A 25,879-nucleotide genomic window follows, 5' to 3' on the forward strand; every position below is an offset into this window, starting at 1 on the left:
TTCCCCAATAGAGATGAAGCATTTAAATACTCACGCTCAAATTCTGCTGATTGAGTCGTGAAAACCTGTTTTAGGAACGCTTGGTTCCTGAACCCTTTTTCCATTTAACCGCCACACCATTGGTGTAACGGATATCAACCTCTTCAATTGACTCTTGCTGCTTAATCAGCTGCGTTTCATAGACCTGTATGAAGCGCCTTAGTCTGGGCATCAGGTCATCACGACCTGCGACCACTTTGATTCCATTATTGAGATGCAGTGTCCAAGCACCTCGAGACTCCAACTCCAGTCCAGCCAAGGTAATACCCGATCGAATAAACAGTGAGTTTAGATCCCTAAACTGCTGCATAATTCGAACCGTCTCGTGGGACGGTCCTGACAACTCGGGCAGGGCTTGATAAGCATCGACCCTCTCTGGCCAGAAGATGTCACCCTGGTGATTCAATAAGCCTCGATTTCCCCAACGTGCAACAGGAACCTCTTCAATCAACTTCACTTGTAAAGCCGGTGGCCAAGCTCGGCGCACCTCAACTTCATTGATCCATGGCTCCTCAACAAGTCGCTCTTGAATGGCGCCAAGGTCGAGCTCCAAAATGCGTCCATTGATACCCGCTGCTACCTGATTCGCGATGACAGTTTTATCGATGTGACGGGTTGCTCCATCGACAACAACGGTCTCTACAGGACGATTCAACCACTGGGTATACTCGCGAACCGCTGTGAATATCAGTGACAGCAAAATCCCGCAGATGGTCAGTACCAACACCGGCTTCCAGATCCAATCCGACTCATTTGCCACCTCGGACTCAACCAAACGATCAGCTCGCTCAAAGAGGATCTCCGCCTCTTGCGCAGCTGACTGTTGAGTCTCAACGATCTCAGCCACTTGAGTGGGGATCGTTTTTTTCCAAGGTAGGCTGAAGGCCACGACTATCGAGCCTCCATCACAATTTCGACACAGAGTTCACTAAAACTAATTCCGGCCTGTTTTGCCGCCATAGGCACCAGACTGTGATCGGTCATACCCGGTGTGGTATTTACCTCTAACAACTGAAACCGACCCGCTTGATCCATCATCAAATCCACGCGCCCCCAACCACTACAACCGACTACATGGAAAGCCTGCTCAACCAGACCTTGCATCTCTTCGATCTGCTCGTTGTCCAGGCCGGTATCAAACAGGTATTGAGTGTCATTCGCTTGGTACTTAGCATCGAAGTCGTAAAACTCATGGGGTGTCACAAGGCGAATAATGGGCAGTGCACGGCCATTTAGAATTGCGACGGTGAACTCAGGACCATTGACCCACTGTTCGGCGATCACTCGGCTATCAAACTGAGCCGCCACAGCATAAGCATCACGTAACTCTTGAGCGCTGCTGACACGACTCATGCCAATACTCGACCCCTCATTAGCGGGTTTCACCATCAGAGGCAGTCCGAGATCCTCAACGATCTGATCAAAGTCACTGCTTGGGCAAAGCGACGCATAGGCTGGAGTGGGTAGACCGGCACCTAACCAGAGCTGCTTGGTGCGCATCTTATCCATTCCCACCGCAGAGGCTGCGACGCCGCTGCCGGTGTAAGGCTTATTAATCAGTTCAAGAGCGCCTTGTAGCTGGCCATCTTCTCCACCAGGCCCGTGGACAATCAGAAACGCGCGATCAAATTCGGTTTCCACTAATTGAGTTAATGGGTTCTGTCCATTACCTGTCAAATCCAGTGCGAACGCATCGACACCGGCACTCTGCAGCGCCGCTAATACCGCATTACCACTGTTCAGAGATACCTGACGTTCTGACGCATTGCCACCCATGATAACGGCGACACGACCTAGGCTTTGCAGCTCTTGTTTGGAGTATTTAGTAATCGATTCAGCCATCAGACTTAGACCTCACCCCAGTGTTCACGTAGCTGGTGAGCCAGCGTTGTGATGTTCCCTGCACCCTGAGTCAGAAGCAGATCACCCGGTTGCAGAACCTCTTTCAACATCTCGGCTATGTGCTCATTTGATTCAACAAAAATGGGCTCTTTGCCACGTTGACGCAGAGAACGGCAGAGGGAACGTGTGTCCGCGCCTGGAATCGCCTCCTCACCGGCTGCATAGACCTCAAGCAGCAGTAGCTGATCGGGACGTTGCAACACCTGAACAAAATCTTCATAGAGATCACGCGTACGTGTGTAGCGGTGAGGCTGATAGACCATCACTAAGCGACGACCCGGCCAGCCCTCTTCGACCGCACTGATAACCGCCTGCACCTCACGTGGGTGGTGACCGTAATCATCAACCAGTGTCACGCTACCACTCTCTAGTGGCAGCTCACCCAACACCTGGAAACGACGGCCCACGCCTTCGAACTTCTCCAATGCTCGACAGATCGCGGCATCGTCGATCTCTTCATCCGTTGCCACGGCAATCGCCGCGAGTGCGTTCAATACGTTGTGGCGTCCTGGCATATTTAGACAGACCGAAAGATGACTTAGTCCACCTGGACGTCTCACCTTAAAACGGCTCTGCAGTCCATTCTGCTCTAGGTCATAGGCTTGGAAGTCGGCATCCTCGGAGAAGCCATAACTAAGCATGGGTCGCCCAACCTCTGGCATCAATTCGCGCACGACGGGATCATCGATACACATAACGGCCAGTCCGTAAAATGGAAGATTCTGCAGAAAACGGATAAAGGTCTGCTTCAACTTGCCGAAGTCGCCATCGTAGGTATCCATATGATCAGCATCGATGTTGGTCACAATCGCCACCATCGGCTGCAGGTGCAGGAATGAGGCATCAGACTCATCCGCTTCAGCGACTAAGTAGCGACTGCGTCCAAGCTGAGCATTAGTGCCTGCACTGGTTAGACGACCGCCAATCACGAAGGTGGGGGACTGATTGGCTTCTGCGAGAATAGAAGCAACTAAGCTGGTCGTCGTTGTTTTACCGTGTGTGCCTGCCACTGCAATCCCATGGCGGTAGCGCATCAACTCGGCCAACATTTCAGCACGACGAACCACCGGTATTAACTGCTCTTTGGCGCGAGCAACTTCTGGGTTGGTTTGATCGACCGCTGTTGAGGTGACTAGGACATCTATCCCCTCGACATTCTCAGCCGCATGGCCAATAAAAATGGTCGCGCCGAGTGACTGAAGTCGATTGGTCACTGCCGACTCACGGATATCAGAACCGGAAATAGCATAACCCTGGTTCAATAACACTTCGGCGATGCCACACATACCCACACCACCGATGCCCACAAAGTGGATTCGGTTAATACGGCGCATCTCTGGCACTTCATACTCTTTACGATGTCCGGCTTTTGGGCTCATAGGGCCACCTCCAAACAGATATCAGCGACCTGACGGGTTGCGTCTGGTTTCGCCTGAGAACGCGAAGCGTTAGCCATGGCCAACAGATCGGTTCGAGATTGATGTTGTTTCAGCCATTGAGAGAGTCCCTCGGCTGTTAAATTCTTTTGTGCAATTAGGTCTGCACCCTTTGCGTCAACCAAATACTGAGCGTTTGCTGTTTGATGGTCATCAACCGCATGAGGAAAGGGAATAAACAGAGCAGGCACACCGGCTATAGCAATTTCAGAGACGGTTAATGCCCCCGCTCGGCAGATCACCAGATCGGCCCAGGCATAAGCCTCATCCATGGATTCAATGTAGGGCACGACCTCGGCATCAACACCTGCATCAGCATAAGCCTGTTGGCAACGCTCAATGTGCGTCGGTCCAGATTGATGCCACAGATTGGGACGCTCTTGCGATGACAATCTAGCCACAGCTTGAGGTACCAAGTCGTTGATCGCTAACGCACCCAGACTGCCCCCCACTACTAGGCAATTGATGGCCCCGCTTCGCCCTGCAAACCGTTTATCAGGCGCTGCAACATCCAAGATAGGGCCACGAATAGGATTACCGACCACTTCACCTTGTACGCCCGATTTAAAGGCGTTGGGAAAGGCTTGGAGTACACGTTTAGCAAATCGACGAGACTGTGTATTCGTCAATCCAGCGACCGCATTTTGCTCATGAATCACTAGAGGCTTATTGAGTAGCCAAGCGGCCAGGGCTCCAGGCCCCGACGCAAAACCACCCATACCCAGAACGGTATCTGGCTGAACCTGTTTTACTACCTTGAAGGCCTGCCATAGCGCCTTAATCAATTTGAAAGGCGCAGCAATAAGGCTCAGTTTGCCTTTCCCTCTTAGGCCTGAGACGTTAATGGCATGCAACCTAATGCCCGCTTCAGGGACCACTCGATTCTCAATGCCACGAACAGAACCTAACCACTCCACCTGGTGACCCTCAGCACGCAACAGATCAGCCACGGCAAGTGCTGGGTAGACATGCCCGCCGGTACCGCCGGCCATAATGAGTAGGCGTTTAGACTGACTCATGAGAGGCCTCCTGTGTCCAGCGTGACCAGAATCGACTCCAACGGCTCTCAACGGGCTTCATACCCAGGCGCTCACGTTTCAGTTCATAATCGACGCGCTGCACGATGGCGATCATCGCCGCACAGATAATCAGTGATGAACCACCGTAACTCATCAGCGGCAGTGTCAGACCTTTGGTTGGCAAGGCGCCCACGTTCACACCGATATTGATCATCGCCTGGCCCGCAAGAATGAAGCCGAAACCGTAGGAGATGTAGCTCATAAAAAAGCGTTGCTGCTTCTCAGCCTGGCGACCGATCAAGAAGATTCGAGCGATTAAAACCACATAGAGAACAACAACCGCCATGGCACCGATCAGACCGAGCTCTTCCGCGAGTACTGAATAGACAAAGTCTGTATGGGCTTCGGGTAGGTAGAAGAGTTTTTGTACGCTGTTACCAAGACCGGTTCCAAACCACTCTCCACGACCAAAAGCGATCTGCGCTTGAGAGAGCTGATAGCCTGCTCCGTAGGGATCCGCCCAAGGGTCTGAAAACGACTGCAGACGTTTCAAACGATACTCTTGAGTAAAAGCCATAGCACCTACTAACAAACCCACAGCACCAACAACAGTGATCAACTGAGTCAGCCGCATACCTCCAAGGAAAATCATGCCCATCACCGTAGCTGTCGTAACTACAATCGCGCCAAAGTCTGGCTCTAGGTAGAGTGCAAAAACGTAGAACGCCAGTGGAATAGCAGGTTTAACAACCCCTTTCCAAGTCGATCGAACCTCGTGTAGACGGCGCACCAGATAGCCCGCAATAAACATCACCATACAGACCTTAGCGACCTCTGAGGCCTGTAGATTGAAGCTACCCAGTCCTATCCAACGCTGACTACCATTGACCTCGCGGCCGATGCCAGGCACTAAAACAATCAACAGCAACAACAGTCCCAAGAAGAGCAGCCAGACTGAGAAACGCTCCCAAACAGTAATGGGAATTCTCACCAGCAGTGCAACCACTAACAGCGCTGCCACAACAAATAGGCCGTGCCTAAAAATGAAGAAGAATGGCCCACCAAATTTAGCCGCTGCAACATCCATAGAGGCTGAAGAGATCATGACAAGGCCTGTCAGCATCAGTGCTAGCATACTCATCATCAACAGTGGATCGAAAGGTAAAGTGCCCTGAGGAACACGCAGCTCCGCAGGCAATTTAAAATTCCAAAGCTTACTAAAATGGGGAAGTGTTAATCGCATGACAACACCTCTCTCACGGCCGCCACAAACTGATGACCACGATCTTCAAACCCTGTGAACATATCGAAACTTGCACAAGCTGGGGATAACAGAACCGCATCACCCGACTCTGCTTGAGACTCAGCCAAACGCACTGCGTCCATCAATGAATCGGCAAAACAGGTTGCTTCAAAACCGATCTCATCGGCCATCTGTTGGCGATCTTCCCCGATCAGAATGAGTGATTTTAAGTAGCGTTGGCTAGGTAGTTTTAGGCCCGAAAAATCCTGACCTTTAGCTTGTCCACCCGCGATCAAGATTAATGAGTGTGTGCGTTCTTGCGTCTCTCCAAGACCCACAACGGCAGCCAGTGTAGCGCCAAGATTAGTCCCTTTAGAGTCGTTGAACCAGCTGACACCCTCTCGCTCTGCAATCCACTGACAGCGGTGTTCGAGTCCCGGGAATTGAGACAGGGTCTTTAAAAGGGACGATAGTTTCAGTCCCTGAGATTCGCACAGAGCCAGAGCCGCCAATGCGTTCAACTCATTGTGTTCGCCACGCATCTTCATATCGGCAACTGGCATAAGGGCCTCAGCACCTTTTGCTAACCAAGGCTTACCCTCAACCATCAATCGGCCGTACTGATTAAGGTCGGGCGCTCCCAAACCAAAGGAGGTCTGTTTAGTGCTGTTCGGTACTAGAGGTCTTGAAAGAGCATCTTCACGATTAAAAATCGCCTGCTGACAGTGGCGATAGATGCGGTGTTTCGCTGCATGATACCCCTGCATACCGTCATAACGATCCATATGATCTGCCGACATGTTCAATACGGTCGCTGCTGATGCTTTGAGATCATGTGTGGTTTCAAGTTGAAAACTGGAGAGCTCTAAAACATAGAGATCGGCAGCCGGCTTGGCTAATAGATCCAGAACCGGAATACCAATGTTACCGCCAATCTCTGCACGGCATCCAGCATCGACGGCCATCTGCCAAACTAGCGTCGTAACGGTACTTTTACCATTGGAACCGGTAATCGCAATGATCGGAGCCGTTACCTCGCGAGCAAACAGATCAATATCACCGATCAATTTAGCACCCGATGCTATGGCTGCCTGAATCGCAGGCTGATCTTTAGCGACACCTGGACTGATCACTAGCTCATCTGCCTGACTCAGCCATTCACCATTGAGCGGACCGGTTTGTAGCTCAACTTCAGGGTACTGATGACGGAATGCATCAATTGCAGCAGCTGTCTCACGTGTATCACAAGCGGCAAACGGCAGACCACGACTTGCAAAGAAGCGTGCGATGCTCTGGCCAGTTTGACCTAGGCCAATAATGATTCTGCGCTTATCGCTGGTAATCAGTGACACGTTATTTCCTATCGTATTTTCAATGAGGCTAAGCCGATCAACACCAGTACAAAACTGATGATCCAGAAACGGACGATGACTCGTGGCTCAGGCCAACCCTTCAACTCAAAGTGGTGATGGATTGGAGCCATTCTAAAGATGCGACGCCCCGTCAATTTGAACGACGCCACTTGCAGAATGACTGAGACCGTTTCCAGCACAAAAATTCCGCCCATAATGAGAAGTACCAGCTCTTGGCGAACAATAACCGCGACCACACCCAATACAGCGCCTAGCGCGAGTGCACCTACATCGCCCATAAAGACCATCGCTGGGTAGGTGTTAAACCAGAGGAATCCTAAACCGGCACCAATAATGGCGCCGAGCAGAATGATCAACTCACCGGCGCCAGGGATGTAAGGGATATTGAGGTACTCTGCAAACTTAACGTGACCCGTCAGGTAGGCAAAAACCGCCAGTGCACCGGCCACCATAACCGTCGGAAGAATGGCTAAGCCGTCCAAACCATCGGTTAGGTTGACTGCGTTGGAACTTCCGACAATGACAAAATAGGCGAAGGGTATAAAAAGCAGACCCAGTGACAGCGCGGTATCTTTGAAGAACGGAATCAAGAGATCGGTTTCAGCGGGTGTTTCGGCCAACCAAAAGAGCGCCACAGCGGCCGCGGCACCGCCCACAGATTGCCACAGGTATTTCCACTTTGCAGGCAGACCTCGTGAGTCTTTTTCAATGACTTTGCGCCAGTCATCCACCCAGCCAACAGCACCAAACACCACCAGTACAAACAGCGTCACCCAAACATAGGGGTTCGTTAAGTCTGACCAGAGTAAGGTACTGGTGATAATCGCTAGAATAATCAGCGCACCGCCCATAGTCGGTGTGCCAGCTTTGCTTAGGTGTGACTCTGGCCCATCGTTGCGAACAGCCTGTCCTATCTGTTTTATCTGAAGCTTTCTAATCAGGTGAGGTCCCATCCAAAGCGCCATGGCGAGGGCCGTTAACACACCCATAATGCCGCGCAGCGTAATGTACTTGAAGACATTGAAGCCGCTATAAAACTGAGAAAGGTAATCTGCTAAGTAGACCAACATACTATTTTTCCATCTCTATTAGTGCATCGACGACACGATCCATCGCTGCACTTCGTGAACCTTTAACCAGCAGAGCACCCTCTTTAGGCAGGTTATGTGTTAACTCAGTAATCAATTCATCACGCGAAGCGAAATGACTCGCCCCTTCGCCGAAAGCTGACACCGCATTGGCCATCAGAGGACCCGTTGCCATCAGACGATCAACCCCCTGCTGCTTGGCATAACGACCGATCTCTGAATGAAGCGCCTCCGCGTCAGCACCCAACTCGGCCATATCTCCGAGGACAAGCAGGTGCTCGCCATCCAGAGTCATCAGAGTATCGATGGCGGCTTTAACGGCGGAAGGGCTAGCGTTGTAGGAGTCATCAATCAATGCAAGAGAGGGCTTGAGTGAATGAACCTGCAGGCGCCCCTTGAACCCTGTGTAGTTTTGCAGCGGTTTGATTGCGCTGGCAATGGGCTGACCCGAAGCGACCCAAGCAGCAAGGGCTGCAAGCGCATTGAAGACCATGTGACGCCCCATAACAGAGAGCTGAACAGCGTATTGATTGCCTTGATATGTCAGAGTAAATCCAAAGCAACCCTGGTCATTCACTCTCAGATTCGTTGCGGATAACTCTGCCGATTCATTCAAACCAAAACCGATCCAGCGCTTATTCAAACGATCCAGCTTATCTGTCCAAACCTGGGCATGCGGATCATCTAAATTAACGATTCCGACTCCGCTCTCAACGAGGCCGTTATAGATCTCTGACTTAGCCTGCACGATATTCTCAAGGCTACCGAACCCCTCTACATGGGCTTCCATTGCATTGTTAAGAATGGCGATATTTGGCTGAGTCAGTGCAGCGGTGTAATCGATCTCACCGACTGCGCTAGCACCCAATTCAATCACTGCAAACTGATGCTCGGGTGAGAGCTCAAGCAGGGTCAGTGGTGCACCAATGTCATTATTCAAATTGCCCTGAGTAGCCAAAGTGGGCGCCAGCGAGGAGAACATCAATGCGAGCATCTCTTTAACACTGGTTTTACCGGCACTTCCTGTCACAGCAACCAACTGACCAGAAAATTGCTGACGATTCAGTGCACCCAGTTGTCCCAATGCTATTCGGGGATCGGCTACGACTAGCTGAGCAATAGGCAGCTCGAGTGGATGATCGACAACAGCGGCCGATGCACCTTGCTGACTAACCTGTTCAACGAACGCATGAGCATCAAATCGCTCTCCTTTTAGAGCGACGAAGAGATCACCCGAACAGGCTTTGCGACTGTCAGTAATCACACGTTCAATCTTTGTATCTGAACCTTTAAGTTCAGCGTTTAATACGGCCGCAAGCTCTATCAGAGAGTAATCGCGCATCATAGTGTGACACCTCCTCTCAATGCTGACAGAGCCTGTTTTTGATCTGAGAAGGGCAGGCGTTCGCCATTGATCTCTTGATAATCTTCGTGACCTTTACCGGCGATCAAAACGATGTCGTTAACCGATGCCTGAGCAATAATCTGATCAATCGCATCGGCACGACCGATCACTTCAAAGACAGGCTTAACGCCAGCAAAACCTTGCATCACTTCATCAATAATCGCTTGAGGGTTTTCGGTGCGAGGGTTGTCACTGGTCACCCAAATCCGATCCGCCAACTGCTCGGCAATGGCTGCCATCATTGGGCGTTTTCCACGATCACGGTCACCGCCGCAGCCAAACAGAGTCAGCAATTCGCCACCGGCCAAATGCTCTCGACAGGCGGTTAGCGCTTTCTCTAACGCATCCGGCGTGTGGGCATAATCAACGATGACACAAGGCTCGGTTGCGTTAGAGACTACTTCCATACGACCCGGCACCGGCTGAACTTTAGAGACAGATCGCTCTACATCACTTAGGTCATAACCCAGCATCGCCGCTGCACCGATCACCAGAGTCAGATTGGAGAGGTTAAAGCTACCCATCAGTGGTGCGTCTACCCTGATGGTTTGATCCATCATCTCTAGCGTAAATGAGAGTCCTTTGGCACTAAACTTAGGGTCGTACGAAGCGACATCCGCTGATTTCGATGTCGTAGAGAAGCTTAAGCGCCTTGCGTCGGTTGGCCTATTTAACAAAGTTACCGCGTACTCATCATCGGCATTAATCAATTGCAGCGGTGCCCCATAGGCGTCAAACAACTTCGCTTTGGCGGCGGCATAAGCTTCCATCGAACCGTGGTAGTCCAGGTGGTCACGTGACAGGTTGGTGTAGGCCACTAAATCAAAGGCTAGCTGATCGATTCGCCCCTGATCAATGGCGTGGCTCGACACCTCCATCACTACGCTGTCAGCGCCCGCTTCAAGCAACTCAGCCAGAGTTCTTTGCAAGGCAATCGGATCCAGCGTGGTATGACTAGAGACCTTAAGATCGTCTAAAAAGCCAATACCAATTGTGCCCAACATAGCGGCTCGACGGCCCAATTGTGAGAGCAGTTGAACGAGGAAGTGAGCACAGGAAGTTTTACCGTTGGTACCGGTAATACCGACCAGCGTCATCGAACGAGAGGGTGATCGGTAAAAGCGATCAGCCAACTGAGCCAAAGAGCAGATCTCAGGCTGCCAAGCGATCACCTCGACATTCAGTTTTTCAGCTAACTCAGATGCCTCAGCTGCCGTACCCTGCAATATAACCGCTTTAGCGCCCTTGTTAACGGCCTGCTCAGCGAAATCGCATGCACTGTAGTTGGCACCCGAACGCGCCACAAACAGAGAGCCGGTCTGATCTTCACGACTGTCTTGCGATAGTCGCGTAACAGAAACCTCAGAGCTCCTTAGGCCAAATGGCATTAGGAGTTCATTAAGATTCCACTGCATTGATAACTGGGTCATTTTGAGGCCACCTGCATACTTGCCTCTTCCCAGTTATCGGGTGGGATATTCATTAAGCGCAGCACACCGCCCATCACTCGTGAAAAGACGGGCGCAGCAACCGCACCGCCGTAATACTCTTGGCCTTTAGGATTATCGACCATCACCACCATGACAATTCGAGGATCACTGATCGGTGCGATGCCGGCAAATACTGAGGCATAGGCATCTTCTGCGTAACCGCCAGCAACGGCTTTGTGAGCTGTACCTGTTTTACCCCCAACACGGTAGCCGGTCACTGCGGCCTGTTTAGCCGTACCAATTGGCGTAACAACCGTTTCCATCATGCCAAGCACCTGGGTAGCCACCTCGGCTGGCATCACGCGCTCACCCTTGGGCTTTTCGTCCAACTTGTAAAGTGATACAGGCAGTTTGACGCCCCGATTCGCGAAGGGAATGTACGATTGAGCTAACTGCAGCGGCGTCACCGATAGACCATATCCGTAGGACAAGGTCGCACGTTCTACCTCTTGACGTTCACTTAGGAAAGGCAGCACACCTGAGCGCTCGCCTGGAAAACCGGTATTGGTGGGCTGACCCAGTCCCATGTTAAACATCAGGTTACGAACCGCGTCACTCTCCATCGATAGCGCCAGCTTAACGACACCGACGTTACTCGATTTGGTGATGATGCCTGTCATATCCAATTCACCGTAATTACGGTGGTCACGAATGGATGAACCTCGAACTCGGATATAACCTGGGGAGGTATCGATCACATCTTCAAACTGGTAATCGCCACTCATTAAGGCGGCGGCAACTGTGATCGGCTTCATCGTTGAGCCCGGTTCAAAAATATCGGTAACTGCACGATTACGCAGCCCGTTAGGGTTTAAATTTCGGCGATCGTTCGGGTTGTAAGAGGGCTGATTAACTAGGGCCAATACCTCACCAGTACGAGCATCGAGAATAACTGCCGATGCCGAATCGGCCTTATGCGTCTGAACCGCGTCTTTGAGCTCACGGTAGGCTAAATACTGTAAACGCAGATCGATACTGAGCGCTAAATCTTCACCTGGATCTGCCTCCTGCAGAGATTTTAGGTGTTTGATGGGGCGTCCCTTGCGATCCTGAAGAACCAGCGCTCGACCAGGTTCGCCATGCAGCATCTCATCAAAGGCCAACTCAAAGCCCTCTTGCCCTTTTCCGTCCACATTTGTGAACCCAACTAAGTGAGTTGACACTTCGCCGGTCGGGTAGAAGCGACGGAAGGTTTGATCGACATGGATACCACGAATATTGAGATCATTCACATGCTCTGCCAATTCAGGCGTCACCTGTCGTTTAAGGTACATGAAGCGGCGTGATGGATTCTCTTTTAGAGAGTTGAGTAGTGATTGCGGGTTAAGACTCAACAGACGAGCCAACTGAGGCAAGTTTGAATTTTGTAGATCAGTCTCTTTAGGGTCAGCCCAAATGGTCGCCACCGGTGCACTGACCGCCAAGGGGTCACCATGGCGATCGGTAATCAAGCCGCGATGCGCAGGCGTTAAGCGAGTGCGAAGCGATCGAGCATCACCCTGCTTCTGCAGAAACGCCTGCTCCGCTGTATAGAGCGACACCATCTTAGCGACAATCACACCAGAGATTAGCACGAGCGCAATGAAGACCAACCACAGCCGCCAGCCTTTTGCCGCTTGAGTCTGTACCACCTCTTCGTTACTCATCGATCGCCAGCCTAATCTCATTAGCTTTAGGCATCTTCATGCCTAAGCGCTGCTCTGCCAACACTTCAACTCGGTTGTTTGCACCCCAAGCCGACTGCTCTAGCAACAGCTGCCCCCACTCAATGCGTAGCTCGTCACTTTGACGCACCAGGACCTGATGCTGATTGAACAGACGACGGTAGTCGTAAGCGGTGTAGATCACCGCCAAGGCTGAGATAAAGATGAAAGCAATCAATAAAAAGCCAGAGACCAGAGGTGCAAAAAGCTGACCAAGTTCTAACATGGGCAGCTCTTTAGTTTGTTGCTTTGGCTTCTGCTTTATGGCCAGCCTATCCTTGAAGGGTATAGAGAATGGGATCATTTGAGTTTCTCCGCTATTCTCATCACCGCACTTCGGGAGCGTGGGTTATCAGACACCTCATCCTTGCCCGCTTTGACCGCCTTACCAATCGCCTTCAGCCGTTGATTCAACATATCCTGCGTAACCGGTATACCTGCAGGAAGATGCTCATCCCCTTTCACATAAGTACGAATAAAGCGCTTAACAATTCGATCTTCTAACGAGTGGAAACTGATGACTGCAAGACGCCCACCAACAGCAAGCACCTCTAGGGATTGATCAAGAACCTGCTCAACATCTTCAAGCTCTTTATTGATATGAATTCGAATCCCCTGAAAGGCACGAGTCGCTGGGTTCTTGCCTTTCTCCCATTTAGGGTTAGCTTCTGCAATGATCGAGGACAAACGAGCCGTTGTGGTTATAGGCTCTATCTCTCGCTCACGAACAACCGCCGCCGCCATGCGACGACCAAACTTCTCTTCGCCATAGGTAAATAGAACATCGGCGATCTCTTTTTCAGAGGCACGATTGATCCAGTCCGCGGCACTCTCGCCAGACGTTGTATCCATCCGCATATCTAATGGACCATCATTCTGGAAGCTGAAGCCACGCTTGGGATCGTCCAGCTGCGGTGAGCTAACACCCAGATCCATCAAAACGCCAGAAATCTTGCCCGTTAAACCACGCGCTTCGATAAAGGATTGAAGTCGTGAGAAGGAGCCATGCTCAATTGAGAAACGCGGCTCATCCGCAAAACGTTGATGAGCAAAAGCGATCGCCTCAGGGTCTTTATCGATAGCAATTAAACGACCCTCTTCATTCAATCTCTCTAACACCAACGCACTGTGGCCGCCACGACCAAAGGTGCAATCGACATAAATTCCAGCTGGATCTTGCACCAGCGCGTCGACCGCTTCGTTCAGAAGGACTGTGATGTGCTTGAAAGAGTCACTCATTGAGTCACCCCCTAAAGCGAAAGCGTTTGAAGATCATCTGGCAGAGCGCTCGACTCATCGGTCTCAGCCAGGTATTGATCTCGAGCGGCTAACCACTGGTCTTCGCTCCAGATCTCAAATTTGCGGCCCTGACCAAGAAGCACCAACTTCTTGTCCATCTGCGCATATTCACGAAGGGGTTGTGGTAATAGAAAACGGCCGTTCGCATCCAGCTCAAGATCAGTAGCATGACCTATCAACAGACGCTGGATGCGGCGGGCCGCGGGGTTAAAGCTTGGTAGAGACTCAATCTTCTTCTCAATGGTTTCCCACTCCGGTAACGGATAGAGAAGTAGACAGCGAGTTTCTGTATCGATGGTAACTACTAACTGGTTCTCGCAGCAGTCTGCAATTTGGTCGCGATAGCGCGCAGGCAATGCCATGCGCCCCTTCGCATCCAAATTGATTTTGTTGACCCCACGGAACATTCGTTACCACTCCTATCTGTGAATCTCTTGAGTTGCGACTTAAATCGCCACTCACGCGAAGAGCCGGCTCCCCCACCATTTCTCCACTATGACCCACTTTAACCCACTTTTTACCACTCCACGCCACTATAGCCCCACACAAGCTGCAATGCAACTTCAAAAAAGTGGATATAAATTCATCTATTAGGGGTGTAAAAGCGGGGCGGTAGTAGAAATATCGCGCGTAATAAGAGAGCGGGTGACAGGCTAAAGCCAGTCGCCGGTGCAAGAAAATAACTACGGAGTGACGGTGTCAGGCCTTCAGCCTGACATCCGCCATGAGAACATCTTCCAGAGAGGAGAATCAGTTCACCAAATTGCTTGGCTCACCTTTGTGAAAATTATCGATATGACCGATCAACTGATCCCATAAAGTCTGCATCGCCTCTTCACTTGCCCAGGCAACATGAGGTGTCACTATGACATTTGGCCTGGTGAGGATAGCGTGAAACGGGTGGTCGTCGTTGATTGGCTCAGAGGTTAAGCAGTCGAAGCCCGCTGCTGCAATCTGCTGACTGTTTATCGCTTCAACTAACGCCTGTTCATCCACCAAACCACCCCGACCAGCATTGATCAGAATAGGTTGTCGAGACATCTGCGCAAACTCATCTGCACCAATCAATCCGCGCGTTTCCGGGGTCAGCGGGCAGTGAAGTGAGATCACATCACTTTGAGCTAGAAATTGATCGAAGGGGGTATAACCCTCAGGCGGGTTCTGTTCACCTTTACGTCCAGAATAGAGAACCTTCATGCCAAGTGCCGAGCAGAGACGCCCCAGAGCGCTACCCAATGCACCCCGACCGACGATTCCCATGGTTGTACCAGCAAGGTCTTTGATCGGGTGGTTAAAAAAGCAGAACTGCTGAGCTCTCTGCCACTCACCATCAATAACATCTTGGCGATAACCAACAATGGAACGACGCAGTGCAAACATAAGGGCTAACACATGCTCAGGGACTGTATTAGTCGCATAGCCACGAACATTCACCACACTAACCCCATGGGCACGAGCAGCTTCCACATCAATCACGTCATAACCTGTCGCAGCAACGGCAATCAACTTTAAGTCAGGCAGTTGCTCAAAAGCCTCGGCACGAATAGGCACCTTATTAGAGATCGCAATCTGGGCGCCTCGCAGACGTTCGACCACTTCAGACTGAGCGGTGCGATCGTACTCAATCCAATCATGTTCAAAACTTGGCTTGGTTATTGAGACCGTCGGACCAAGCGTTGATCGATCAAGAAAAACGGTTTTTATCATGGGTTACCTTCAAACAAGCTGGTTCTCACAAGAGGCGTTTTGCTCCAGACAGGTTAGATTGTTCGCCGTTGTCTGAGCAATGTTAGTTAATGCCTCTTCGGTCAAAAAGGCCTGATGCCCGGTCACTATCACATTGGGAAAGGTCATCAAGCGCATCAGATCGTCATCCGCAATGACCCGATTAGACTGATCTTCAAAGAAGAGATCCGACTCCTCTTCATAAACATCGATAGCTAGACCCGACAATCCACCCTGTTTAAGTGCATTGATGACCGCCTTGGTATCAACCAGACCTCCACGAGAGGTATTGATCAACATAGCCTTAGGTTTCATCAGTGCCAATGCACGCTCACTAATCACATGATGCGTCTGAGCCGTGAGCGGACAGTGCAAGGATATAAAATCTGATTGTTCTAGCAAGCTATCAAGCTCTACGTACTCAACGCCCTGCTCGATTAGATCTTGAGAGGGATTAGGATCATAGGCTAACAGACGACAGTCAAAGCCCCTCATAATTTGGCAGAAGACTGAACCAATATTACCGGTGCCGACTACCCCAACCGTCTTGCGATGAATATCACGCCCCACCAAGCCATCCAGCAAAAAGTTACCCTCTCGCACTCTATTGTAGGCTTTGTGAACGTGTCGATTGAGTGTCATCAGAAGCGTTAAAGCATGCTCGGCTACCGCATATGGCGAATAGGCCGGCACTCGTACAACCGATAAACCAAGCCGTTTAGCAGCATCTAAATTGACGTTGTTATAACCCGCGCAACGAAGCGCCACTGTTTTAACGCTGAGCTCTGCCAGCCTCTCAAGACAAGACTCATCCAACTGATCATTGACGAACACGACAACAGCATCGAAACCGGCCGCCAACTCGGCAGTTTTTCGATTAAGGTGTACCTCTTCAAACATCACCTCATGACCTGAAGCCTCAAAGGCGTCGATCAGGTAACTCTTCTCATCTTTTCTAGCACTAAACACTATGGCTTTCATTGGCACCATCGCTCTACTCAACCCCTAATAGGTCAAGCTTATGCGATGTGCCAAATTACTGAAAGAATTAGGCTGGTTTATTGGTCAACCAAAGATATTGATAGGGGCGCAGTGTCACTTGTGCCAGCCGGTCATCAAACACCTCTCCACTAACGAGATCTGTCCACTCATCGGTGATCACCAGGTTCAACTGCGACAAATTAAAGGTCTGCGGCTCATTGGTGATGTTATAGACGGCAAAAATACTCTGGGAGCGATTGATACTTTGACGCCAGAATGCAAACAGCGATTCCCCTGTGTGCAAGGTGTACATGGTCGCGTTGGGGTGAAAGGCCGGCTGCTTGCGACGAACCTTCAGCAGAGCCTGCATCGCTTCGAACACCTTTTTGTGATGGGTCTCTGCAGAGAGCTGTTGTTCCAATCGATCAGCATCCCACACATGACGATTGATCGACCTAAAGCTACCCGTGTGCTCGATGCGTTCGACATCATTTTCTGTCGCTAACAATGAATGAATGTAGAAAGCCGGAACACCCTCGAGCGCCATCATTACTGCTGCTGCACAGATAAAGCGTGCAAACTGAAGCCCATCAGGACCCGACTGATGCGTGCCAGCCATAGCATTCCAAAGGCTAATATTGATCTCATAAGGCTTGGAGTTCCCTTCGGCGTCCGTTCGACAACTGACTCGACCACCAAACCTCTGCATGGTGCCAATTAGGTTGTCGATCTCCCATTCGCTCAGCAGCCCTTCAGTCGGTCGCAAGCCAACACCATCATGTGACGCGATAAAGTTGAGATAGGTTGTGCCATATTGGGCAGGAGGCATAGTCATCAACCACTGCTTCAAATGAGTGCAATCACCTGTCACCAGGGTATTAATCAGTAACGGAGGGAGGGAAAAGTTATAAATCAGATGCGCTTCATTAGCGTTACCAAAGTAGGTGAGGTTTTCCGAGTTGGGAATATTGGTCTCGGTAATGATGACGGCGTCCGGTGAGTGGTGCTCTATGAGCAGTCGTAGCAGCCGTATCACCTCATGAGTCTCTGGCAAGTTGATACTGCTGGTGCCAGGCACCTTCCACAAAAAAGCCACCGCATCGAGGCGGAACCAACGTATCCCCTGCTCCAGATAGAGATGTATGATCGAGAGAATCTCTAGCAGCAGATCTGGATTAGTAAAATCTAGATCGACCTGATCATGACTGAATGTGCACCAAACGTGCTTCTCGCCATTCACAGTACGTACCTCTTTAAGAAGAGGCGAAGTTCTGGGGCGAACCACCTGCGACAGATCCCATTCAGGCTCGGCTTCAAAAAAGTAACCCGCCCCTGGATCGATCCCTTTTTTGTAGTTCTCAAACCAGAGGCTACGACTTGAGCAGTGATTGATGACCAGGTCACCCATAACCTTAAAAGATTGGGTCATGGAACGGATATCAGACCAATCTCCACAGCTGGGATTGACCGTGGTGTAGTCCATAACACTGAAGCCATCATCGGAACTGAATGGAAAGAATGGCAGCAGATGAACCACCGAGATGCTCTCTGAAAGACGACTCTTTACAAAGTCATTCAATGTCTTAAGGGGCACTTCAGCCTCTTTCCTAAGCGAGTCAGCATAAGTGATCAGCATGACATCAGACTGATCCCATATATTTCGATGTGGTTCAGGAGAGGGGGTATCCACCGAGATCTGCATAACCTTTAGACACTGCCGGGTCAGCTCATGAACATCCTTATCAGGGAAGAGTGCCGTTAGATGTGCGGCTACGCGTTGCTCAAGCGGAGTGTGGTTTAGTATCACCATGATCAACCCTCCCCAAATTCGCTCATATCCGCTTCGACCGCATCTAAAATCATCTGCTGCACATCTGGGCAGGCACTGATCACGCGGTTCCAGCTTGGTACAAAGGGGGTCTCCATTGGATGATCCAAGAAGTGAGTTCCCGCCTTCATAATGTTCTGAGCGAACAGCTCAACAGCCTGCTCCTCGTGATGAACGTCTAACTTCAAACCGTTGATCAAAGCATCGTTTCGATAGGTCTCTACAAAATCGAGAGCAATCCGGAAGTAGGTCGCTTTAATGGTTCGGAAGGTCTCTTGATTAAAGACAATGCCATTGGTCGCCAACTTTCTGAACACCGCTTTGGTAATGTCGATCGACATCTTAGAGAGTCCGGCATTCTCATTATCGAGCGAGATATCCTGATGTTTGTGATCGTAGATGTCGGCAATATCAACCTGACAGAGGCGGTTGTTGGAGTAGTTGCGAGTCATCTCACTTAATACGCCAATCTCCAGACCCCAATCGGATGGGATACGAATATCATTCATCACATCGCGTCTGAACGAAAACTCGCCCGCCAAGGGGTAGCGATAACTGTCTAGATACTCCAGATAATCGAGAGGCCCACACACTTTCTTCAGTGCTCTTAACAGCGGGGTAACCAACAATCGACTGACACGACCATTAATCTTGCCGTCAGCCACCCGCGCATAGAACCCCTTACAGAACTCGTAGTTGAAGTTGGGGTTGGCAACCGGGTAGATAAGTCGCGCCAGCAGAGAACGATCGTAGGTCAAAATATCACAGTCGTGCATTGCCACAGACTCGGCAACACCCGATGCCAATACATAACCCATGCAGAACCAAACATTCCGCCCCTTACCGGGTTGATCGGGGGATAGCTGATGACTTTGCAAAATCTCATCAACGGCACGCAGACGTGGGCCATCATTCCAGAGCACTTTGGTATTTTGTGGAAGATCGGAGAAAAATTTTAAGGCATCACGGTACTGCTGTTCATCGGCCCTATCTAGACCGATCACGATCTGTGACAGGTAGGGGACCTGCTTTAGATGCTCAAGAATATTGGGCATCGCTTCGGTCTCCAACTCCGAGTAGAGACAGGGTAGGATCAACCCCATTGGCCGCTGCTTAGAGAACTCCATCAACTCTGATTCAAGCGCTTCAACCGGTCTATCTGACAAATTATGCAGCGTTGTAATGATACCGTTTTGATAAAAATCGCCCATGAAATACTCCTAAATTAAAATGCATCGGGGAATCGATCAGTGATCAAGGCCTTAACCGCTTGATACCAACCCTCTGGCCCGCAAAGATCTGTTTGAATCACCTCACCTGAGGCATTAATAACTGGAAAGCTATGAACGGGAGATCGAACCTGTATGGCAATATCCGCCATCTCAAGCATCGCGCGATCGTTCTCACCATCACCCAGCGCAACACTCTCGACACTACTGTTCCAAAGCGTTTTATACTGATCGATCAACCACGCAAGAGAGAGCGCTTTTGATACTTCACCTTGCAGGTGGACAAAACGCCCCCCTTTAACGACTTGGATACCCACCTTCGCTAGAGATAGCGCAAAACGTTGAAGCTGCTCTTCAGAGTCTCTCCAGACCAGGGGTTCGCTGAAGTTCCTATCCAGAGCTAACTGAGCCCGTTCAAGCGAGAGCCCGGTCAAAGCAGCCATCTCATCAGCAGAGACCTCCGACAGACCATAGAAGTTGAACTGCGATCTGAAAGGCTCAACTCGTGACAAAATTTCAGAGCGTGTCAGGCCAAGATTGATGACGTTAAACCCGAGGTGCTCTTGCATCTCCCAATCAGCTGCTAACTGACTCCCCTTGGGCAGATAAATAGCTCCACCGTTCTCGACACTGAAGGGGTGTGAGTTGGCCAACTGGCTTCGCAGCGCAATCAACTCAGGTGCTGTTTTACTGGTATTGAAAATCCAAGGGATATTCAGCCGATTTAATAGCGGAAAGAGTGTGTCCGCGGGCGCGGCACTATAGGTGTAGTGATCTAGAAGGGTTCCATCCAGATCGGTAGAGAGCAGTAGTCGACTCATAACAGTTCATCTAAGTATTCGTTATGAAGCTACTGCAAACAGGGTACCAGAAATTATAAACCTTTGTTTTTATAGGATAAAATATAAACAGATTGAGAGTACGCACCAAAAATGCACAGTCAATGGGCAGAGTTATGCACCATGATGGTGCACACCTAACGACCGCCTAGTGGCTTAGTAGCGATTAGGGTTTCAGGATCTGTGAGACCGGCACCAACTGCGCACCCTGAAGAGAGAGCAACTCGGCCGTCTGCTGCATGTGCTTGGGAGAGATCGCGCAACAACCACCGATTAACCGAGCACCCGTTTCAAACCAATCCAGCGCCAGTTCGGCATACTGATGCGGGGTAAGATCTTTACGCTCCATCAACTCGGCGACCGAGTTACCAGCAGCCAGGGGCTCAACAGATGAGAAGCCATTAGCGTAGGCACCAAAGGGTTTGTGATGGTCAGCGATCTGTTTCAATGCTGCAGGCACCTCCTCGGGTGCAGAGCAGTTGATCCAGTACCCATTGGGATCAAACTCTTTCACAGCGGTTAAGAGATCTTCTATCGACTCCCCTGATCTCAACAGACCATTGGGTTCAACACGGATACCAAGAGTAAAAGGCTTACCGGTCTCTTGTGCCGCCCGGCATGCAGCACGCGCTTCAGTGGAGTTGCTCATCGTTTCGATCATTAACAGATCAACCTCTGGCTGCAGCGCACAGATCAATCGAAACTCATCTAACAGGCTTTGGTAGCTGCGTGGCGGATTGGGTAAATAGCTCCCCTCAATCGGAGCCAACACACCTGCAATATCAAAATGAGTGTCAGAGGATTCACGAATGGATTCTAGCGTTTTGCTGGCCAAGCTGTAGATGGACTCAATAGGGTGAGTGACACCCGCTCGCTTGAGACGAGTTGGGGTCGCAGTGTAGGTATTTAGACAGAGTGTTCTCGCACCAGCATTAAGATAATCCGAGTGCACCTGACGAACAACATCAGGCTGGTTCATCATAACTTCGACAGACCAGAGAGCGTGACGTGGCTTGCCCGCACGCTGAAAGATCTCCTGACCTACACCACCATCCAAAAAACCAACGTTAACCAAAACCCTAACACCTATTGTTAAATTATCTGCCTGAACGGCTACGCATGAGGTATCGTATACGGCACAAAAGCTAAACGGGTTGCTACCCTAGCGAAATTTGTAATCTATGAATAGAGCTCAATTCAGGCAAATGACATGAACAGAAAAATATCCATCATCACGATCGGTTTACTGGCAATGATCGGTTTATCCGTTTTGGGTTACCAACACTACACCCAAGAGACCGATGGGAAGTATTTTAGAGAGTGGCATTCGCTTCGTACTGACAGCTTTAAGGAGGTACGGCGTAATTTTTCACCACTGGACGATATGGCCAAAGAGCGAATCTCTTTTCAGCCAGAGCTGATCAAGAAGTATTCGGCCAATCTAGTCAAAGCGACACAGCCCTTAGCTTCCCAGTTTGAACCTAAAGCCCCCTGGGGTGATGCTAATGCATCGATCTGGAGCGAGGGTTCTGAATTTCAATCGATGATGGCGGAGTTTGTTGCAACCACCGAGCAACTTTCAGAAGAGACTCCAAACGATCTGAAGCGTTTTCAAGACACACTGCACAGCCTTAGAAACCAGTGCATAGAGTGCCATAAAAAATATAAAGATTAGGCGGTAGTGACCAATAAAAAGGCCGCTCTATTTGAGAGCGGCCTTTTTGGTATTGGGTGAGTCTTTCGATAAGCCGGGTTCTGTCGTGGACAGTCATTCATCTAGGATTAGGATCACTCCTAACCTCCAGCGACCTACCCGGACCTAGCGTGGGCCACGCCTAACAGGTCCCTATTTGGTCTTGCTCCGAGTGGGGTTTACCATCGCCGTGGAGTGTTGCCACCCACGCGGTGCGCTCTTACCGCACCTTTTCAACCTTACCGGCGCCGAAGCGCTTAGGCGGTATACTTTCTGCTGCACTTTCCGTCGGCTCACGCCGCCCAGACGTTATCTGGCACTTTGCCCTATGGAGCCCGGACTTTCCTCCCCTCTGCAAGCAGAGCGGCGACTGTCTAAAAGACTCAGAGTAAAGCATAGCACGCTTCGAAACGGCCCCCTAGGAAATTAGCTGCTGATAGAGCTCTTTTTTTCCAACACCCGTGATCTCAGAAGTGATGGCAGCGGCCTTTTTGGGAGGCAGTTCAGCAGCCAATAAATTGAGTACGCGAAGAGTCTCTTCATTCAAAGAGCCCTCCTCTTTGACAGCCCCTTCAACCATCACAACGAACTCACCACGTTGCTGGTTAGCGTCAGCCAACATCCACTCAATCAGCTCTGCAATGGGTGCTGAGTGGATAGTCTCAAACGTCTTTGTGATCTCTCGAGCCACGCCCACCATTCGCTGATCACCAAAGACGCTCTGCATATCTTTTAGGGAGTCGACGATGCGGTGGGTCGATTCATAAAAAATCAGCGTCTCTTCACGATCAGACAACTGCTCTAACGCTTTGACTCGAGCACCCGTTTTAGCTGGTAGAAAGCCGATAAATGAGAAGCGATCAGAAGGCATGCCAGAGGCACTTAAAGCGGCAACAAAGGCACAACACCCAGGAATCGGTGAGACGGCATAACCAGCCTCCTTAACGGCCCGCACCAGAACAAAGCCGGGATCCGAAATGAGCGGAGTTCCCGCATCAGACACTAGAGCAACACTCTTTCCAGCCGCCAACTGATCAATAATCAATCCCGCGCGTTGGCGCTCATTGTGATCATGTACTGATATCAAGTTCGCTTTAATGTTAAAGTGCTGCAGAAGCTTTCCTGTATGGCGAGTATCCTCAGCCGCAACAAGGTCGACATCGGTTAACACTTGCTGCGCACGAGGCGTAAGGTCCGCAAGATTTCCAATGGGCGTTGCCACAACATACAGGGTTGGCAAAGACATATGATATCCATCCGATTTGAGTTACAGGGTGTGGACTATAACATGAGCAACGCATTGAAGTTGTTAGGAAGAAGCGCAATATTAGCTTTACTAGTGGCAGGCTGTACTCCTCAACTAGAAAAACCAACTGTCGTCGATAAAACACCGGATTCGCCAAAGCAGGCAAGCACGGCCGCAGACATTTTGCTGCAAGCGATCAATTCTCGTGGCGATCAGGCTGCTGAACTCCGCCTGAAAGCCGCTAACCTGCTATTTGATCAGCAACGTTACAAAGAGGCGGCTAACAGTCTGTCAGTCATCAATCTAGCAGGCATCAACAGTAATAACGCTTTCAATGTCGTTCAATTAGAGGCAAAAGCCTACCTTAAGCTGGGTGATAGTGGGTCAGCGCTGAACCGCTTAACGGATCAAAACCTTCCCACACTTAACAGCGAACAGCGTGTTGAGATCGCACTGCTCAAAGCAGACATTTTCGAACAGCAAAACAACCCGCTCAGCGCTGTTTTATCTCTGAGTGAACTTAACGAGCTCTCGCTCGATCAACAGCAGAGTGTCAACGACCAAATCTGGGCACTGATTAACCAAGTCGACAATGAAACTTTGGTTGCGGCCAACTTCTCAAACTATGGATTTGTTACCCAAGGGTGGATTGAGCTCGCGCTGCAGCTTGCCAATATCAACGATTTAACAGCCCAACGCGAAGTCGCCTCACAGTGGCGAACACTCTGGGACAAACACCCTGCAAGTAATACGCCACCTGCAGCTCTCGCGTCTCTTCTCGATGGCGATGTCATCTCTGCCAAACGAATCCTCATTGCCCTACCCTTCAGCGGCCCCTTGGCTGAGCCGGCTCGAATCATTTCAGAGGGCGTTATTGCTGCGCTTAAATCACGCTCACAACGTGGACTTGAAGCTCCTGAGTTAGTAAGCATCGATACAGAGGGTGCCAGTGCTGAGAGCATCGTCGCCTATGCAGTTGAGCAGCAAGCCGACCTAGTGATTGGACCCTTGCGCGGTAAATTGATTGATGAACTGGGAAACAACGGCAAGCTTCCAGTCCCTTTTATAACTTTTAACCGAACTGACCGTTTGACTGACAACCTATTTCAACTCGATCTAGGTTCGGACCAAGAGATCAAACAGGTTGTCACCAGAGCCACTCTAGAAGGACACAAACGCTTTGCACTGATCACCCCAGCCGCGGCATGGGGCGCTCGTTTAGCGGATGATTTCAGACAAAATCTAGAATCTAGCGGCGCAGAAGCCGTTGCCGAATTGAGTTATGAGCTGAATGGCGATCTCTCTACTCAGGTCAGCCAACTGCTCAATACGGATCAAAGTACTGAGCGATACAACGCGATTAAAAAACTATTAGGCGAGTCGCTGGAGTTTGATGAGCGTCCAAGACGCGATATTGATGCCATTCTGCTGGCCGCTCAACCACAGGATGCACGCCAACTGACCCCAATGCTCGCATTCCATTTTGCTGGTGATTACCCCATTTATGCGACTTCGCACCACTTTGAAGGAAACTTTAACGAGACAAGGGACGTCGACCTTAATCGCATCCAATTCCCAGACCAACCCTGGTTACTTCAGCCAACGACAGCTTTGAACCTCTCATTAGCACTCGAGAGACCCGACAGCGGGAGTCGACTTGGACGCCTCTACGCACTGGGTTCAGACGCGGTCAAAGTCTACCCCTTTCTAAGTCAGCTAAAGAGTTCACCAGAGCTCACGGTGCAGGGGGAGACAGGCCAATTGAGCCTAGACCCATCAGGACGATTTAATCGTCAGTTACTCTGGGCTCAATTTGATCAAGGTATACCCGTTTTATTGGGCGAACCACAGATACCTGAAGCCAAGCTCTTAGAAAGTGACACTGCGGAGGAGCCTCAGCCAGAGACTATCAACATGCAGACTCAAGAGGTTCAGCTAAACTAAGTTCATAACGACTCAAGGATGAGACTATGAACCGCAAAACCATCGGCAACCAGGGCGAACAGATCGCAGAACAGTATCTTCGCAAACAGGGTCTAAAATATCTAAACCGAAACGTGAATTACCGTTTTGGGGAGATTGATCTGGTAATGCTGGACTCCGAAACGATTGTTTTTGTTGAAGTAAGAGTCCGATCAAACCCCCATTATGGGTCGGGCGCCGAGAGCGTCACGGCCAGCAAAAAGCGCAAACTGATTAAAGCCGCACATCTCTGGATCGGTCAAAATAGACGTTATGCAAACCACAACTTTAGATTTGATGTCATTTCTCTCACTACAGGGGGCGAGATAAGCAACTGTCTATGGTATAAAGATGCCTTTAGACCCGATAGCTAGTAGTC

At 50.4% G+C, this 25,879-nt stretch carries 23 protein-coding genes and 1 other RNA gene; 3 read left to right on the plus strand and 21 right to left on the minus strand.

Annotated elements, in window-relative coordinates; all coding sequences use genetic code 11:
• Positions 1-70: 70 nt before the first annotated feature.
• The 19 genes from XMG48_RS06560 to XMG48_RS06650 all read right to left on the minus strand — a co-directional run bounded on the left by XMG48_RS06560 (position 71) and on the right by XMG48_RS06650 (position 21,674).
• Positions 71-928, minus strand: coding sequence for a cell division protein FtsQ/DivIB (locus tag XMG48_RS06560; RefSeq protein ID WP_371731456.1), 858 nt, complete (start codon positions 926-928; stop codon positions 71-73).
• A gap of 2 nt (positions 929-930) precedes the next feature.
• Entirely contained in the window at positions 931-1,881 is a 951-nt protein-coding gene (locus tag XMG48_RS06565; protein WP_173481273.1) for a D-alanine--D-alanine ligase, read from the minus strand.
• Between the two features lie 5 nt (positions 1,882-1,886).
• A complete protein-coding gene (gene murC / locus XMG48_RS06570; protein ID WP_173481274.1) occupies positions 1,887-3,320 on the minus strand; it encodes a UDP-N-acetylmuramate--L-alanine ligase in 1,434 nt (477 codons plus the stop codon).
• Positions 3,317-4,396: an undecaprenyldiphospho-muramoylpentapeptide beta-N-acetylglucosaminyltransferase gene (murG, locus tag XMG48_RS06575; RefSeq protein ID WP_173481275.1), complete on the minus strand. Its 1,080-nt coding sequence runs from the start codon at positions 4,394-4,396 to the stop codon at positions 3,317-3,319. Before murG ends, murC begins: the two co-directional genes overlap by 4 nt.
• On the minus strand, positions 4,383-5,639 hold the full coding sequence (ftsW, locus tag XMG48_RS06580; RefSeq protein ID WP_173481276.1) for a putative lipid II flippase FtsW: 1,257 nt from the start codon (positions 5,637-5,639) through the stop codon (positions 4,383-4,385). The genes murG and ftsW overlap by 14 nt, the downstream gene beginning before the upstream one ends.
• On the minus strand, positions 5,630-6,991 hold the full coding sequence (gene murD, locus XMG48_RS06585; RefSeq protein ID WP_173481277.1) for a UDP-N-acetylmuramoyl-L-alanine--D-glutamate ligase: 1,362 nt from the start codon (positions 6,989-6,991) through the stop codon (positions 5,630-5,632). The genes ftsW and murD overlap by 10 nt, the downstream gene beginning before the upstream one ends.
• Positions 6,992-6,999: 8 nt before the next feature.
• Positions 7,000-8,082, minus strand: a complete 1,083-nt coding sequence (gene mraY, locus XMG48_RS06590) for a phospho-N-acetylmuramoyl-pentapeptide-transferase (protein ID WP_173481278.1) — start codon at positions 8,080-8,082, stop codon at positions 7,000-7,002.
• 1 nt (position 8,083) lies between these two features.
• On the minus strand, positions 8,084-9,445 hold the full coding sequence (murF, locus tag XMG48_RS06595) for a UDP-N-acetylmuramoyl-tripeptide--D-alanyl-D-alanine ligase (RefSeq protein ID WP_173481279.1): 1,362 nt from the start codon (positions 9,443-9,445) through the stop codon (positions 8,084-8,086).
• Positions 9,442-10,935: a UDP-N-acetylmuramoyl-L-alanyl-D-glutamate--2,6-diaminopimelate ligase gene (locus XMG48_RS06600; protein ID WP_254443123.1), complete on the minus strand. Its 1,494-nt coding sequence runs from the start codon at positions 10,933-10,935 to the stop codon at positions 9,442-9,444. The genes murF and XMG48_RS06600 overlap by 4 nt, the downstream gene beginning before the upstream one ends.
• Positions 10,932-12,641, minus strand: coding sequence for a penicillin-binding protein 2 (locus XMG48_RS06605; RefSeq protein WP_173481280.1), 1,710 nt, complete (start codon positions 12,639-12,641; stop codon positions 10,932-10,934). Before XMG48_RS06605 ends, XMG48_RS06600 begins: the two co-directional genes overlap by 4 nt.
• The gene (gene ftsL / locus XMG48_RS06610; RefSeq protein ID WP_173481281.1) at positions 12,634-12,924 is read right to left on the minus strand and encodes a cell division protein FtsL; all 291 of its coding nucleotides are present in this window, start codon (positions 12,922-12,924) and stop codon (positions 12,634-12,636) included. Before ftsL ends, XMG48_RS06605 begins: the two co-directional genes overlap by 8 nt.
• Before the next feature lie 74 nt (positions 12,925-12,998).
• The gene (gene rsmH / locus XMG48_RS06615; RefSeq protein ID WP_173481282.1) at positions 12,999-13,937 is read right to left on the minus strand and encodes a 16S rRNA (cytosine(1402)-N(4))-methyltransferase RsmH; all 939 of its coding nucleotides are present in this window, start codon (positions 13,935-13,937) and stop codon (positions 12,999-13,001) included.
• 11 nt (positions 13,938-13,948) lie between these two features.
• Positions 13,949-14,404 carry a division/cell wall cluster transcriptional repressor MraZ gene (mraZ, locus tag XMG48_RS06620; RefSeq protein WP_173481283.1) on the minus strand — a complete coding sequence of 152 codons (456 nt, stop codon included), beginning with the start codon at positions 14,402-14,404 and terminating at the stop codon, positions 13,949-13,951.
• A gap of 343 nt (positions 14,405-14,747) precedes the next feature.
• Positions 14,748-15,704: a D-2-hydroxyacid dehydrogenase gene (locus tag XMG48_RS06625; protein WP_173481284.1), complete on the minus strand. Its 957-nt coding sequence runs from the start codon at positions 15,702-15,704 to the stop codon at positions 14,748-14,750.
• Positions 15,705-15,713: 9 nt separating this feature from the next.
• Entirely contained in the window at positions 15,714-16,691 is a 978-nt protein-coding gene (locus XMG48_RS06630; RefSeq protein WP_371731457.1) for a 2-hydroxyacid dehydrogenase, read from the minus strand.
• A 79-nt stretch (positions 16,692-16,770) separates the two neighbouring features.
• Positions 16,771-18,513: an alpha-amylase family glycosyl hydrolase gene (locus tag XMG48_RS06635; RefSeq protein ID WP_173481285.1), complete on the minus strand. Its 1,743-nt coding sequence runs from the start codon at positions 18,511-18,513 to the stop codon at positions 16,771-16,773.
• A gap of 2 nt (positions 18,514-18,515) precedes the next feature.
• Positions 18,516-19,742: a glycosyl transferase gene (locus XMG48_RS06640; RefSeq protein ID WP_173481286.1), complete on the minus strand. Its 1,227-nt coding sequence runs from the start codon at positions 19,740-19,742 to the stop codon at positions 18,516-18,518.
• Between the two features lie 14 nt (positions 19,743-19,756).
• A complete protein-coding gene (locus XMG48_RS06645; RefSeq protein WP_173481287.1) occupies positions 19,757-20,581 on the minus strand; it encodes a mannosyl-3-phosphoglycerate phosphatase in 825 nt (274 codons plus the stop codon).
• Between the two features lie 184 nt (positions 20,582-20,765).
• Positions 20,766-21,674, minus strand: a complete 909-nt coding sequence (locus XMG48_RS06650; RefSeq protein ID WP_173481288.1) for a homocysteine S-methyltransferase family protein — start codon at positions 21,672-21,674, stop codon at positions 20,766-20,768.
• 135 nt (positions 21,675-21,809) lie between these two features.
• On the opposite strand from XMG48_RS06650, the gene XMG48_RS06655 reads away from it, so the two are divergent.
• Positions 21,810-22,274 carry a cytochrome c gene (locus tag XMG48_RS06655; RefSeq protein ID WP_173481289.1) on the plus strand — a complete coding sequence of 155 codons (465 nt, stop codon included), beginning with the start codon at positions 21,810-21,812 and terminating at the stop codon, positions 22,272-22,274.
• A gap of 53 nt (positions 22,275-22,327) precedes the next feature.
• Here the strand turns inward: XMG48_RS06655 and rnpB are convergent.
• Both rnpB and rsmI read right to left on the minus strand, forming a co-directional pair.
• Positions 22,328-22,678, minus strand: an RNA gene (gene rnpB, locus XMG48_RS06660) — RNase P RNA component class A.
• Positions 22,679-22,710: 32 nt separating this feature from the next.
• Entirely contained in the window at positions 22,711-23,538 is an 828-nt protein-coding gene (gene rsmI / locus XMG48_RS06665; RefSeq protein ID WP_173481290.1) for a 16S rRNA (cytidine(1402)-2'-O)-methyltransferase, read from the minus strand.
• A gap of 42 nt (positions 23,539-23,580) precedes the next feature.
• On the opposite strand from rsmI, the gene XMG48_RS06670 reads away from it, so the two are divergent.
• The gene (locus XMG48_RS06670; RefSeq protein ID WP_173481291.1) at positions 23,581-25,482 is read left to right on the plus strand and encodes a penicillin-binding protein activator; all 1,902 of its coding nucleotides are present in this window, start codon (positions 23,581-23,583) and stop codon (positions 25,480-25,482) included.
• Between the two features lie 26 nt (positions 25,483-25,508).
• Complete coding sequence (locus XMG48_RS06675) at positions 25,509-25,874, plus strand: YraN family protein (protein WP_173481292.1); 366 nt, start codon at positions 25,509-25,511, stop codon at positions 25,872-25,874.
• The last annotated feature ends 5 nt before the right edge of the window (positions 25,875-25,879 follow it).

Source organism: Marinobacterium sp. xm-g-48, from assembly GCF_013282925.1.
In the GTDB taxonomy this organism is placed as follows: domain Bacteria; phylum Pseudomonadota; class Gammaproteobacteria; order Pseudomonadales; family Balneatricaceae; genus Marinobacterium_E.

Excerpts from the sequence above, each read along its gene's own strand:
- XMG48_RS06635 (WP_173481285.1), bottom strand. The coding sequence starts at position 18,513 with ATGGTGATACTAAACCACACTCCGCTTGAGCAACGCGTAGCCGCACAT.
- XMG48_RS06600 (WP_254443123.1), bottom strand. The coding sequence starts at position 10,935 with ATGACCCAGTTATCAATGCAGTGGAATCTTAATGAACTCCTAATGCCA.
- XMG48_RS06670 (WP_173481291.1), top strand. The coding sequence starts at position 23,581 with ATGAGCAACGCATTGAAGTTGTTAGGAAGAAGCGCAATATTAGCTTTA.
- mraZ (WP_173481283.1), bottom strand. The coding sequence starts at position 14,404 with ATGTTCCGTGGGGTCAACAAAATCAATTTGGATGCGAAGGGGCGCATG.
- XMG48_RS06625 (WP_173481284.1), bottom strand. The coding sequence starts at position 15,704 with ATGATAAAAACCGTTTTTCTTGATCGATCAACGCTTGGTCCGACGGTC.
- XMG48_RS06655 (WP_173481289.1), top strand. The coding sequence starts at position 21,810 with ATGAACAGAAAAATATCCATCATCACGATCGGTTTACTGGCAATGATC.
- ftsW (WP_173481276.1), bottom strand. The coding sequence starts at position 5,639 with ATGCGATTAACACTTCCCCATTTTAGTAAGCTTTGGAATTTTAAATTG.
- murC (WP_173481274.1), bottom strand. The coding sequence starts at position 3,320 with ATGAGCCCAAAAGCCGGACATCGTAAAGAGTATGAAGTGCCAGAGATG.
- mraY (WP_173481278.1), bottom strand. The coding sequence starts at position 8,082 with ATGTTGGTCTACTTAGCAGATTACCTTTCTCAGTTTTATAGCGGCTTC.
- rsmI (WP_173481290.1), bottom strand. The coding sequence starts at position 23,538 with ATGTCTTTGCCAACCCTGTATGTTGTGGCAACGCCCATTGGAAATCTT.
- ftsL (WP_173481281.1), bottom strand. The coding sequence starts at position 12,924 with ATGTTAGAACTTGGTCAGCTTTTTGCACCTCTGGTCTCTGGCTTTTTA.
- XMG48_RS06605 (WP_173481280.1), bottom strand. The coding sequence starts at position 12,641 with ATGAGTAACGAAGAGGTGGTACAGACTCAAGCGGCAAAAGGCTGGCGG.
- XMG48_RS06565 (WP_173481273.1), bottom strand. The coding sequence starts at position 1,881 with ATGGCTGAATCGATTACTAAATACTCCAAACAAGAGCTGCAAAGCCTA.
- XMG48_RS06645 (WP_173481287.1), bottom strand. The coding sequence starts at position 20,581 with ATGAGTCGACTACTGCTCTCTACCGATCTGGATGGAACCCTTCTAGAT.
- murG (WP_173481275.1), bottom strand. The coding sequence starts at position 4,396 with ATGAGTCAGTCTAAACGCCTACTCATTATGGCCGGCGGTACCGGCGGG.
- rsmH (WP_173481282.1), bottom strand. The coding sequence starts at position 13,937 with ATGAGTGACTCTTTCAAGCACATCACAGTCCTTCTGAACGAAGCGGTC.
- murF (WP_173481279.1), bottom strand. The coding sequence starts at position 9,445 with ATGATGCGCGATTACTCTCTGATAGAGCTTGCGGCCGTATTAAACGCT.
- XMG48_RS06640 (WP_173481286.1), bottom strand. The coding sequence starts at position 19,742 with ATGGGCGATTTTTATCAAAACGGTATCATTACAACGCTGCATAATTTG.
- XMG48_RS06675 (WP_173481292.1), top strand. The coding sequence starts at position 25,509 with ATGAACCGCAAAACCATCGGCAACCAGGGCGAACAGATCGCAGAACAG.